This is a genomic window from Paenibacillus sp. DMB20 (assembly GCF_000987955.1).
GTDB lineage: Bacteria > Bacillota > Bacilli > Paenibacillales > Paenibacillaceae > Paenibacillus_AQ.
In genome coordinates this window covers 26,265-39,081 of record NZ_LAZU01000051.1, presented here as the reverse complement: position 1 = coordinate 39,081, position 12,817 = coordinate 26,265, and the positions used below count along the sequence as shown (strand labels likewise).

At 52.7% G+C, this 12,817-nt stretch carries 9 protein-coding genes and 2 pseudogenes; 4 read left to right on the top strand and 7 right to left on the bottom strand.

All coding sequences use genetic code 11. The features are described 5' to 3' along the window. Positions 1 to 3: 3 nt before the first annotated feature. A pseudogene (locus XI25_RS27360) lies at positions 4 to 1,246 on the top strand (cation:proton antiporter). Positions 1,247 to 1,403: 157 nt separating this feature from the next. On the opposite strand, the pseudogene XI25_RS27355 reads toward XI25_RS27360, so the two are convergent. The 5 genes and pseudogenes from XI25_RS27355 to XI25_RS35485 all read right to left on the bottom strand — a co-directional run bounded on the left by XI25_RS27355 (position 1,404) and on the right by XI25_RS35485 (position 4,508). Then, positions 1,404 to 2,769 (bottom strand): annotated as a pseudogene (locus tag XI25_RS27355) (glycosyltransferase family 2 protein). A 22-nt stretch (positions 2,770 to 2,791) separates the two neighbouring features. Then, positions 2,792 to 3,007 (bottom strand): DUF2905 domain-containing protein, encoded by a 216-nt coding sequence (locus XI25_RS27350; protein WP_046681058.1) that lies wholly within the window; start codon positions 3,005 to 3,007, stop codon positions 2,792 to 2,794. 275 nt (positions 3,008 to 3,282) lie between these two features. Further along, the gene (locus XI25_RS27345) at positions 3,283 to 4,197 is read right to left on the bottom strand and encodes an NADP-dependent oxidoreductase (RefSeq protein WP_046681057.1); all 915 of its coding nucleotides are present in this window, start codon (positions 4,195 to 4,197) and stop codon (positions 3,283 to 3,285) included. Between the two features lie 42 nt (positions 4,198 to 4,239). Beyond that, positions 4,240 to 4,389 carry a hypothetical protein gene (locus XI25_RS33540; protein ID WP_160308961.1) on the bottom strand — a complete coding sequence of 50 codons (150 nt, stop codon included), beginning with the start codon at positions 4,387 to 4,389 and terminating at the stop codon, positions 4,240 to 4,242. Next, positions 4,386 to 4,508 carry an NAD(P)H-dependent oxidoreductase gene (locus XI25_RS35485; protein WP_160308960.1) on the bottom strand — a complete coding sequence of 41 codons (123 nt, stop codon included), beginning with the start codon at positions 4,506 to 4,508 and terminating at the stop codon, positions 4,386 to 4,388. The genes XI25_RS33540 and XI25_RS35485 overlap by 4 nt, the downstream gene beginning before the upstream one ends. Positions 4,509 to 4,674: 166 nt before the next feature. Here XI25_RS35485 and XI25_RS27340 point away from each other — a divergent pair, with 166 nt between their 5' ends. Both XI25_RS27340 and XI25_RS27335 read left to right on the top strand, forming a co-directional pair. Further along, entirely contained in the window at positions 4,675 to 5,589 is a 915-nt protein-coding gene (locus XI25_RS27340) for a LysR family transcriptional regulator (protein WP_046681056.1), read from the top strand. An 85-nt stretch (positions 5,590 to 5,674) separates the two neighbouring features. Then, a complete protein-coding gene (locus XI25_RS27335; protein ID WP_046681055.1) occupies positions 5,675 to 6,538 on the top strand; it encodes a transporter substrate-binding domain-containing protein in 864 nt (287 codons plus the stop codon). 205 nt (positions 6,539 to 6,743) lie between these two features. Here the strand turns inward: XI25_RS27335 and XI25_RS27330 are convergent, their stop codons facing one another. After that, positions 6,744 to 7,373, bottom strand: coding sequence for a 50S ribosomal protein L25 (locus tag XI25_RS27330; RefSeq protein WP_046681054.1), 630 nt, complete (start codon positions 7,371 to 7,373; stop codon positions 6,744 to 6,746). A gap of 513 nt (positions 7,374 to 7,886) precedes the next feature. Further along, positions 7,887 to 10,136: a type I pullulanase gene (pulA, locus tag XI25_RS27325; protein WP_235440457.1), complete on the bottom strand. Its 2,250-nt coding sequence runs from the start codon at positions 10,134 to 10,136 to the stop codon at positions 7,887 to 7,889. A gap of 590 nt (positions 10,137 to 10,726) precedes the next feature. On the opposite strand from pulA, the gene XI25_RS27320 reads away from it, so the two are divergent. Continuing rightward, a complete protein-coding gene (locus XI25_RS27320) occupies positions 10,727 to 12,805 on the top strand; it encodes a glycosyl hydrolase family 18 protein (protein ID WP_046681053.1) in 2,079 nt (692 codons plus the stop codon). Positions 12,806 to 12,817 lie beyond the last annotated feature (12 nt).

The window sequence follows — 12,817 nt, the reverse complement described above, 5'->3', positions numbered from 1 at the left end:
TAGATGGATCATCTCGTTTTTGAAGTGGGTTTGGCGATTGCCTTAATCGCCTTATCGGGGTTATTATCCGCAAAACTCCGTTTTTCCGTCGTTCCTTTTTACATTTTGATCGGAATGGCTGTCGGTCCCCATGCCATGCAATGGTGGCACTTTGATTTCCGTTTTATCGAAAGCGCTCCGTTCATCGAATTTATGGGACGCATCGGCGTATTGTTTCTATTGTTTTATCTTGGTCTTGAATTTTCCGTCGGACGGCTCATTAAATCGGGACGCTCTATCGCTGTCGGCGGAACCATTTATATCGGCATTAACTTTACGCTCGGTCTGTTGATCGGGTTGGTGTCCGGCTTCCCGTTAGCGGAAACCCTTATCATCGCGGGCATTACCACCGTTTCTTCCAGCGCGATCGTCGCGAAAGTGCTGGTGGATCTAAAGCGGACGGCCAATCCGGAAACCGAAATGATTCTTGGCATCATCATGTTCGAGGACGTATTCCTGGCCGTGTATATATCCATTCTTTCAGGACTCATACTGAGCGGCTCCTCCTCGATTGGAGGCGTACTGCTGTCAGCCGTTGTCGCGCTGGGATTTATGCTTCTGGTGCTCCTGGCGGGACGCAAGGCTACCCCCCTGCTCAACCGTCTGCTGAACATCCGCTCCAACGAGTTGTTCTCTCTGGTTATTTTTTGCGTCACTGTTCCTGCTGGCGGGCTTCTCCGAAACGATTCATGTGGCCGAGGCGATCGGAGCGCTGCTCCTTGGACTGGTTCTGGCCGAAACCGAGCACGCTGATCGGATCGAGCATCTCATTTTGCCGTTTCGCGATTTCTTTGGCGCCATATTCTTTTTCAGCTTCGGGTTGACCATAGACCCGCGCGCGCTTGGCGGAGCCGTCTGGCTCTCCCTGGCAGCGGTTATCGTCACGCTGATCGGCAATTATACTGCCGGTATGCTGGCAGGCCGGAGCGCGGGTTTGTCCTCCAAGGCCTCTTCGAATATCGGACTGACGATTGTTTCCCGTGGAGAATTTTCGATCATCCTTGCCAATCTCGGTAAAGCCGGCGGCCTGATGGGCATCATCCAACCCTTTGCCGCGCTGTACGTGCTGATCCTGGCTATTCTTGGTCCATTATTAACGAAAGAATCCAAGCTGGTTTACAATTTGATGAACCGGTTGTTCAAGTTTAAGGATCAGCACAAGAAAAAGGCTGATTCCATGATTTTGAAAGAGGATGGCAGCAGTTAATTTTCATCCTCCATACACAATGGGTGCCGATGGCTTGGATCTTGACCCGGAACATCGTTCCAAACAACCATCGGAAGCCAGGCGATTGAAATAGGGGTATCCGGAAGATTCTCCCCTTCCGGATACCCCTTTTCCCTCAACATGCCTGTATCATCGGTTATTTCCACACCCTCCGCAGCCTGAACATTTCCTGCAGATACCCCCAGACCGATATAGGGCTCATCAGCATTTGATAGAACAGCACGAAGGCTATAAAGCCGAAGCGATTCTGCCTGATTTTAAGGTCGAGCCGACGAAAAAATCCCCCGCTGGTAACGGTACAATATATAGTTCTGCAACAGGGCGAGGGGAAGCACAAACAGCGTGGCCGGACCGACAATCCAGTAATGCCCGAACATGGCAAACACCAGACCGGGGAGCCAGCAAAAGGTGTATACGAAATCCAGGTATGGCATGACCAGATTAACGCCCGTCATATATTTTACATAGGGTATAGGCTGTTTCCACGGCTTCGTGATTCTGAGGGCTTCAATCATCCCTCTGGCCCATCTGCTTCTCTGTCTTATAAAATGCCGCAGGCCCTCCGGCACATCGGTAAAGGCAACCGCAAGCGGTTCATAATAGACCCTCCAGTTTCGGCTGAGAAACCCCCAGGTCAACACGATATCCTCTCCAATGGCGTCAGGCCACCCTCCAACCTCCTTAACCGCTTTTGTCTTATAGACGGAAAAAGCGCCTTGGGCAACAAGCGTTCCTTGAAATAGACCCTGCAGACGCTTGACGCTTGCAATCCCTAAGAAATAATCCCACTCCTGAACCCTTGCCAAAAATCGCCCCCGGCTGTTGCGTACCAGCACGGTACCCGCAACGGCACATACATCATCCGGGGACGAAACTAGCCGTGAAATAAGATACCTGATTGCTGACGGATGCAATACCGTATCGGCATCCAGGGTAATAACCAACTCGGTCTCTACATTCTCAATCGCTCGGTTCAAGGCATGGTGCTTGCCCGGCACCGTTTCGGACAGCACGGTAATCTCAAGCCCCAGTTCCTTCGCGCCCAATCGGGCCGCCTCCGGGGTGTTGTCGCTGGAGTTGTTATCTATGACGCAGATATGCAGGGGGCCGTTATAATCCTGAACAGAAATATAACGGAGCGTATCCTTAATGTTTTCCTCTTCATTATGACAGGCAATGAGAATGGATACCGGCGCCTTCGAATTGGTGACTTTGAAGGAAGGCTGCCGGTCAAACAGCAGACTGGAGACCATAAACGCGTTCATATAGCCAGGCAGATAAGAGATGCCTCCAATGACTATAAGACTGACCGGAAGGGTAACCAATTCTCCGAAATCCCTTACCCACGGTATGGAAAAGACAATGGACATGGCCATCCAGGCCAATGCAAACAGATGGCTGGCGTAAAACTTTCGTTTTACCGGGATGTAATGCTTTTTCCGGCCCCTGGATCCCTCAGCCTTTGACGTCAAGTTGGTATTGTTCAAATTCGTGTTGTTCATGTTCTTCTCCTGTCGTTGCAACCTATTTCCGGAACAGCTGGATCAGGTACATAATCAAGGATCCGGCCGCACTGATCACGATGCACGTCACGATCGGAAAATAAAACCGGAAGCCCGGCCGTTCCACCGCAATGTCGCCGGGCAGCCTGCCGATCCACCGGCCGATCAGCGGCCACAACAGGCCGATAACGATCAGGGCGCCGCCGAGAATGAGCAGTGTTTTGGTTACCGGATGCATTCATTTATCACCTCAAATGAAAAAATACATTGGAAATCGCGATAGAGATCAATTTCCTTGTAATCATAAAGGATGGAACTCCCGTCTGCAAGATAACTACCGAGCATTAATCTTGCGGTAAACCGGGATAACCGGAAGCCCGGGTTCCTTAGTCGTCCTCTCCTCTTAATCAGCTTGCCCCGTACAATAAAAAAAACCGCCGGCAAAAAGACCGACGGTAAATGGCACTATGCTTACTAGATAAGCGGAAGGCCACGCACGCATGTTCCAAGTGATTACTCGGTTACCAAAGCGATTTTTCCGCGTCCATGACCCTTTTCGACAGCCCGATGCGCTTCCGCAGCCTGTTCGAGAGGAAATGTCCGCCGTACATGAATTTTCAGCTTTCCCTCTGCGTACAATTCGGCAAGCTCGTTCAGGCGCCTTACGGAGCGCTGGCTGCGGATGGATTTGACGCCCGACTGTGAAGCCAGCTCAAAGGATACGATGGTGCCGATGCGATCCCGGTTCTCGACCAGTTGGAGCGATGCGCGCAGCGCCTCATCGCCAGCAGCGTCGAAGGCGGCATCCACGCCGTTAGCCGCCAGCAAGCGGACCCTCTCGACAAGCCCCTCCCCGTAGGTGACCGGAATAGCCCCCAAGGAACGCAGATACTCATGATTGGATTCGCTGGCTGTACCGATCACCGTCGCCCCCCAGGCTCTCCCAAGCTGAACGGCCATCGTGCCGACGCCGCCCGACGCCGCATGAATCAGCACCGTATCTCCTTGACCGACGCCCAGCTCTTCAAGTGCCGTATGGGCCGTCTGGCCGGAAGCCGTAAGCACCCCCGCCTCCTCCCAAGGCATCCCTTGGGGTTTACGGACCAGTTGATCCGTACCGACCACCACGTATTCCGCATAACAGGCCAACATGGCCCAGCCCATAACCTCGCTGCCGATTGAGAAATCCGCGACTCCTTCACCGACCTGATCCACAATGCCGGCAAATTCGTTTCCCAGAATCTGCGGAAACCGGATCTTTAATCCCGGCGGCACCCAGCCGCTGGACCTGACCGCGCAGTCGAACGGCTGGACCCCGGCCGCTTTTACTTTTACCCGAACCTGACCGGGACCGGCCTCGGGGCGATCCAACTCCATGATTTTCAACACGTCCGGCGGTCCAAATGCGTTAATCGCCGCAGCTTTCATAACATCCATCCCCTTTCTGGTAAAGGCTCTCACTTATTGCCGTTATTCTGCCGACCGCTGCTCCGCCATCTGTGCAAACTCCCGGAGCATGGACTCAATTCTCTGAAGACAAGCGTCCTCGATCGATCCCTTGATTCGGTTTATACGCTCCACGTCAACCGCTACCTGACCCGGCTGAACCACAGCGTTCAAGCAGCCAAGTCAATTCCGACCGTTTCCCCTATCTTATCCAGCATGCGGCGGACCATTTCCGAAACGGCGCCCGTATTGGAATGGCTTCTCGCGCTACCGCTGATGACCAACAATTTCATATCACCCCTCCGTAATCTTCTAATCCGAATGTTCATCGTTAAACATGGAGATAGGTATTGTTCTTTCCACACTTCCATTTTAAAATCACAGAAAGATAATAAAAAAATACAAAAATGGACATATATGCATATACTTAAGTATATGAAAAGAAGAAGGGAGATCGGAATGGAACTGCTACAGCTTAAATATTTTCTAACCGTAGCCAGACTTGAGCATATGACCAAGGCCGCGGAGGAATTGCGAATCGCCCAGCCGGCACTCAGCAAAACCATCGCCAGACTGGAAGAGAACTTGGGAGTGCCTTTGTTCGACAGGCAAGCCAGGCAAATAAAGCTTAATCCGTTCGGAAGAGCGTTTCTGAAAAAGGCTTCGGCGGCTCTGCGGCTGCTGGAGGAGGGGCGTCGTGAGCTGGCCGACCTTGCGGGGCTGGAGCACGGACGCATCCACTTGGCGCTGTCCAACCTGGAATCGCTCAAGGAGCCTCTGCAGCATTTCCTTAAACAGCACCCGGACGTAAATTTTCATATCGTTCAGTCTTCGATGGAAGAAATGGAGCAGATGATCGAGGAAAACGAGGTCGATTTCTTACTGACCGCGATTACGATCAAACATCCAGGCATCCGTCAGCTTCCGTTGCTGCGGGAGAAGGTCTATCTGGCCGTCCCTCCATCGCACAGACTCGCCGACCGGACCCGCATTCACTTGAAGGAGGCCGCAAACGAGGCATTTGTCGGCTACAAGGAAAGCTATCCTTTACGAATCATGAACGACGAGTTTTGCCGTCAGGCAGGCTTCGAGCCGAATGTCGTCTGCGAGGTGGAGGACCCCGCAAGCATCGCCGATTTGGTCCGGTCCGGCTTTGGCGTGGCCTTTATGGGAGAATGCAAAAGCAGCGAGGAATTATCCCTGGTAAAGCTGGAAATCGAACAGCCCGTATGCGAACGAACCTTCCATATCGCCTGGCTTGAGACTCGATATCTTTCCAGGGCAGCCATGGAATTCAGGGATTACCTTGCGGGTTATTTTCATGATTTGCAGCAGAACGGCACACCAGCCAACCTTGGCTCCGTTCAAAAATAAACCCGCTTCCGAATACATGCTCGGGTTTGGGATATCCTAACTTTTACATCAATCATTCATCGTTATGGGAAGGGACGGTTTTGAGATGTTCGGGATATCCACGGTTTGCAAACTGCTGTTGACGGCCGCATTGGCTCTGGGCTTCTTATCCGGATGCGGCAATAACCAGGCCCGCGACAGGGTTCCGACACCCAATATGGGGGTAGCTCCCTACCGGGTGGATACGGGAAGGCTTCTTCAGGATGCTTCTTTGCGCGGAACGCTGAGGATTGGCACGGAGGGCAATTACCCGCCCTTCAGCTATCGCGGAGCCGATGGGAGCCTGAAAGGTTTTGATGTCGAGCTGGCGGAAGAAGTCGCAAGACATATGGAAATGAAGGCGGTGTTTGTTGAAAAGCAGTGGAAAGACCTTCTGCCCGGCCTGACTGGCGGAGCCTACGATGCCGTCTTTAATCAAGTCGCGGACACGGCCAAGAGAAGAGGCTTGTACGATTTCTCCGATGCATATATGTCTGCCACGCCGGTTCTCGTCGTGAGACCGGACGAACGCGACATTCGTTCCTTTCGGGACATCAAGGGAAAAAATGTCGCCGTAGAAGCCGTCGGAGAATATCGGAGCATCGCTTCCCGGCATCGGTCGAATACCATTCAGGCCCGAAATTATTCGGATGCGACCGATCTGCTCCTCCGTCGAACGGTCGATGCCGTAATAACGGACAGCCTGTCCGTGCTGAACATGAAACAGACCAGGCCCGATCTGGCTGTCAAGACGGCCGATTCCCTGGATGAAACCTATAACGTATGCGCAGCCGTTGCGAATGGAAACCCCGATCTGTTGGCAGCTGTTAACAACGCGCTCCGCACGATGCAGCAGGACGGGACTTACCTGGCGATTTGGAGCAAATATTTCGGGGATGGCGCTCCCTCCCTGGGAGTTAACGCCCTGTAAGGGAATCCATCATTGGGATCGGGAAAAAAGCAATGAGCCAAGCAGCAACGTTCGTCGTCTTAAGAGAGTTAAAAACAGCAGCAGCCGAGAAGAAATCCCGGCTGCTGCTGTTTCTATCGAATCTATTGTTTTCAAGCAGAAGGTTATCCCAACGCATTAGCATTGTGCCTATAAATTGGGAGCCTCGATCTTCCGATGTTCCTTATTAGTCTTCTTTATCCTGACCTTCAGCCGGCGCTTCTTCCCCCGCCGCCGCCTCAGCCTCGGCAGCTTCCACGGCCCGCGGAATAATGACGGAGGCCAGCACTTCCTCTTCGGAAGCGTGCAAGGTTACTCCCTTCGGCAGCTTCAGATCGCCAGCGGTGATCTTATCCCCAACCTCCAGTCCGGACACGTCCGCCTCAATGGCGCTCGGAAGATCGGCAGGAAGCCCTTCCACCTCCAGCTCCGTGACTTGCGTCTGCAAAATGCCGCCTGTTTTCGTGCCTGCGGCGGTTCCCTGGTATTCTACGGGAATGCTGACGCGGACAGGTTTGTTCATCGAAATATGGAGAAAATCGACATGTATGACTTTACCGCCCCGCTGTTGAATATCCTTAACCAGCACGGGGACGGAATCCGAGCCCTCAATGTTTAGATTGAATACTTCGGAGCGGCCGGTATAAAACAGTTTTGCCGCTTCCTTCAGGTTGACGGACACCGGAATGCTTTCGGTACCGGATCCGTATACGACGCCCGGAACGCCGCCGTTCTGCCGTATTTTGCGGCGGGAAGCCCGGGTAAATTCGTTTCTGACTTTCGCTTGAAGTTGAACATTGTTTCCTTTTGACGTCATGATTAACATCCTCCTTATACGAAAACAAGTCTATCTATCCTTTACCCGCTTTCCTTGGTTGCTAAACATTTTTCTTAAGAGATAAGAAGGTATAAGCTTCGGAGACGCAGCTCCCTTATCTCGCAAGAAAAACTTCCGCTATATGCGGTCTGTCTTCTGAGAAAGTACGTCGATATGCGTTTTTTCTTTATTTGATAAGAAAGTATAAGCTTCGGAGACGCGGCTTCCCTTATCTCGCAAGAAAAAACTTCCGCTATATGCGGTCTGTCTTCTGAGAAAGTACGTCGATATGCGTTTTTCTTATTTTCTCGCGGTTTAACCACCGAAATTGAGGGTAATGATAATTACCCCTCTCTTAAATATGAAATGGAGCCTTCCGGTTAAAACCGGAAGGCTCCATTTGCATGTCAGCTTGCCATATCGGATACCGAATCCGGACCGTGAAAGCCCTCTTTTCCGCTGGCTACCCTAACCTTGATTTCTCTTTTGCCGGATGGCACCTCGATGAATAGGTCATTCTCCCATTCTCTCGCTTCCCAATCGTTCAGCCGGACTAAACATCCAATCCGCTTCACCCCGGAAGCCGCATAAAAAAACAGCCTTTACCCTGCCATGGTCTTCCTCCATGAAATCGATCCGTCCGTCCTCAACCCCGGTGCCCCACACCCAAAGGTTCCAGCCTTCATAGCAGCCATCCTGGCGCTCGTATTCCACTTCAACTTTAACCTTGTGTTTCTTCGGCCGCCGTTCGTCCTCATACAGTACCATGATGGAGAGTCCGGGCACGGAAACCGAGGATTCATCCACTTGGGACAGGGTTTCCACCCCTGCCCTGCGTTCATCCGCGACGATATTCCAGCTGTACGGGGTTGCCGGCAGCTCAACGTCCAAGGCTTTAGGATTCCCGTTCACGATCACGACGATCTGCTTCCAGGCATCGCCTCCAGCGTGGTCTTTTAACCTGTAAGCCACGATCTGGTCGCTGCAGCGGATGATTTCCATATGCTTTTCAATCTGCTCCCTGCAGCTCATTCTGAACGCAGGATGCTTCCGTCGCAGCGCGATCAACCCCCGGTAATAGTCGTAAACCGGTAAAAACCGTTCCTTGCAGCTCCATCGCATCGCATTGATTCCATCGCCGCTCCGGTAGCTGTTATGATCGCCGAACTTGGTTCTGAGAAGTTCGTCGCCTGCGTGAATCAGCGGAATTCCCTGAGACAGAAGCACAATGCCGTTAGCCAAGAGGCATCGCCTCACCGGATCGGAGGCCATCACGTCCATAACCGATACGGAGGCGTAAGGGTTGGAAGCCGCCAGCTTCTCCTGAAGCGAGCTTCCGTCTGCAGGTCGGCCGTCGTTCATGTGGATCAGGCCGGATTCCTCCCATTTGTTCTGGGATGCGAGAACTTTGTCCCACAGATTCAGGTTGTCGTGAACCGTAACATAATTAACGGTTTCCGATGCTTCATACGCAAAATCATGAATGGAGCCCATCATGCCTTCCGCTATGGCGCCTTCGCACCAGGCTTCCCCGGTGGCAAATCCCCTGCCTCCGCCGTCATTATCGCCTTTGATGGCCTGACGGAAATGATCGTTAAACACGGCAAAGCGCTTGCCCCGCTGGCTTCCCTTTACGGTTTTGTCCCGAAGCGGACTTTCTCCGCCGGTCCAGGGCTCTCCGTAAACCAGAATGCCGGGATCCACCTCGCGGCGCAGTTCTTCCACGATTTCGCAAAGGGTCGCCGTATCGATCAGAGCCATCAGATCAAACCGGAACCCGTCAACATGATATTCCTCCGCCCAATAACGCAGGGAATCTTTGATAAATTTCCGTACCATCGGTTTCTCGGTCGCCAGTTCGTTGCCGACGCCCGAGCCGTTGGATAACCCGCCATCCGCGTTTTTCCTGTAAAAGTACCCTGGCACTACAGGCTCAAACGGCCCGTCATCCACCGTGTACGTGTGATTGTAGACAACGTCCATAATCACTCTCATGCCCTTTTGGTGAAGCGCTTGAATCATTTCCTTGCATTCGCGGATACGCACCTCCGGCCTGGTTGGATCGGTCGCGTAGGATCCCTCCGGAACATTGTAATGCTGAGGGTCGTATCCCCAGTTGTATTCTCCTTCCGGTTCATAAAACGGCATGGATTTGAGCTCATTCACCGTTTTGAAATCGAAGATCGGCAGCAGGTGAACATGGGTCACCCCAAGCTCGGCTAAATGATCGATCCCGAGACGGTTTCCGTGTGCATCCTTCAATCCCGTCTCCGTAAAAGCTTTAAATTTCCCCTTATATTTCATGCCGGAGTCAGGGGATATCGAGAAATCCCTGACATGCAGCTCATAGAGCACCGCATCGGCGGGCTGAACGAACGGCGGGCGTTTATCCTGTTCCCAGCCCTCCGGGTTGCAGACCTCGGGGTCGACAACGGCGCCCCGGCACCCATTGGCGGAAACCGCCGTCGCATAAGGATCCACCGCATAACGGCATTCTCCGTTTTCATGAAAAACTTTGTACATATAGAACAAACCGGCGGTTTCTCCTTCAATCCTCGCCGTCCATACGCCATCCTCGTCCCGCTCCATCGGGTACTCGGTCCCGTCTTTATGATCCGCGGCCACGCCTGCTTCGTTATAAACTCCCGCGTCTTCATATAACATCAGTGATACGGCCCGGGCGGACGGCGACCACAAGCTGAACCGGCTTCCCGCCTTGCTATAGGTTACCCCAAGTTTTATATCCGTTATATTACTGATCATGTCCATACTCATCATAATCACCGTCACTTTTAAAAAGAATCATTTTAATAGTATTGGCGCCTGATTCATAAGACAGACCTATCGGGCAAAAAATCGCTTTCAAGATATAGCTTATGCCGGTGGCGCCAAAAAGTTTGGGTCTATGTCTCTATTATCGGCTGTTTTGGGCGGATATGTAAGTCTATGGAACTACGAACATGTCGAACGGTGCGGAAAATAAATCATATCATGCAGATCCCAAAGGCCTGTCCTTCTCATGGTTTAAGTAAAATTTTATCCCGAAGATGGAATATGTTATCCCTTTTATTTCGTGTTTCCTGTGCTTTAATAAAAATACATAAAATCCTCTTTTGTAAATATTTAACTAATTCGTCGGCCGCTGAATCTCTTTGTATTTTTACTATACCAGCTTGTATGCTCTTATGGTCGAAAAGCACGCATGACAACGTTTTATCGTATCACCGTCGGGCGCTGTTGAAAGCGCATTCTTCGATCTCTTTCGGAAAGGTGGCGATGCCGGAAACAAAAAAACGAGAGATCCTTGTCTCCCCTGAACCTTGTTTTGATCATTGGAAGGAGGAAATCGTGTCATGTCAAACCGAAACAAATGGTCCCGATTTGCGCTATTCGGCCTCATGTTCGCGCTGCTGGCGCCCGCTTGCTTCACCGGGCCGGGCCAGGCTTCGGCTGCGGAAAGCTACAAAATGGTAGGATACTATCCGTCATGGGCGGCATATGGACGCAATTATAATGTATCCGATATCGATCCCGGCAAAATGACCCACATCAACTATGCCTTTGCGGACATCTGCTGGAACGGAAGGCACGGCAATCCCGATCCGGCAAGCCCGAACCCGTCGACCTGGACGTGCCAGGATGAGAACAGCCAAACGATCAATGTACCTAACGGCACCATCGTGCTCGGGGACCCCTGGATCGATACCGGAAAACGATTTCCCGGCGACGCTTGGGATCAACCCTATGCCGGGAATATTAACCAGCTGAACAAGCTGAAAAAGATCAACCCGAATCTGAAAACGATCATATCGGTCGGCGGCTGGTCCTGGTCGAACCGCTTCTCCGATGTGGCCGCAAGCCAGGTTACGCGCGAAACGTTCGCCAACTCCGCGGTCGACTTCCTGCGGAAGTACAACTTCGACGGCGTCGATCTGGACTGGGAATACCCGGTCGGCGGAGGGCTTGCGGGCAACAGCGCCCGTCCGGAAGACAAACAGAATTACACCCTGCTTCTGCAGGAAATCCGCAATAAACTGGACGCCGCCGAGAAAACAGACGGCAAGGATTATTTGCTCACCATCGCCTCCGGGGCTTCGGAAAACTACAAGAACAATACCGAGCTTGGAAACATCGGCGCCGTCGTGGACTGGATCAATATTATGACCTACGATTTTAATGGAGGCTGGCAAAAGATCAGCGCCCACAATGCCCCGCTGTACTTTGATCCGGCCGCTGAGACTGCCAAGGTTCCCCATGCATCCGCTTTCAACGTCGACGCCGGGGTCCAGGGGCATTTAAGCGCAGGGGTTCCCTCCTCGAAAATCGTGCTCGGCGTGGCCTTCTACGGCCGTGGATGGGATGGCGTCCCTTCGGTCGGCAACGGGCAATACCAGACCGGAACAGGGCCATCCCAAGCGGGAACATGGGAAAACGGCTCGTTTGACTTCAATGATCTGGAAGCCAACTATATCAACAAAAACGGGTATACCCGGTACTGGAACGACGCCTCGAAAGTTCCTTACCTGTACAACCCGAGCCTGAAACGGTTTATAAGTTATGATGACGCGTCATCCCTCGGACATAAGACCGATTATATTAAACAGAAGGGCCTTGGAGGCGCGATGTTCTGGGAGCTCAGCGGCGATCGGAACAAAACGCTCCTGAATAAGCTCAACTCGGATTTGAACAACAGCGGGCCGGTTCCCGACACTCAACCTCCCACGGCCCCCGGCAGCCTGACCAGCACCGGCAAAACCTCGGACAGCGTCACGCTCAGCTGGAGCCCGTCCACGGATAATGTCGGGGTTACCGGTTATGAAGTGTACAACGGTACGGGCAAAGCAGCGACGGTGACCGGAACGACCGCCACGATCTCCGGTCTAACGGCTGCCACAAGCTATACCTTTACGGTCAAAGCCATGGACGCGGCCGGAAATATTTCCGCTGCAAGCAATCCGGTTACGGTCGTAACGGACACGGGTGGGACCCATCCGGGAGATACGCAGCCGCCAAGCGCCCCTTCCGGGCTGATCTCCACCGGCAAGACCAGCTCCAGCGTTTCGCTTAGCTGGAACGCCTCCAGCGACAATGTTGGCGTTGCTTCATACGAGGTATACCGGGGGAATTCATTAGCCGCCACAGTAACGGAACCAACCGCTACGATTAGTGGTTTGAATGCCGCAACCTCCTATACCTTCTCCGTCAAGGCAAAGGACGCGGCGGGCAATGTTTCGGCGGCAAGCCCGGAACTTACGGTTGCGACCGAGGCCGAAACCGGGCCGGGAACCGCCGCCTGGCAGCCGAATACGCCTTACACCGTCAACCAATTGGTGACCTATAACGGTAAGACCTATAAAGTTATTCAGTCCCATACCTCTATCGCAGGTTGGGAGCCGCCTAACGTGCCGGCTTTATTCCAGCTTCAATCCTAGATCGATGGAAGG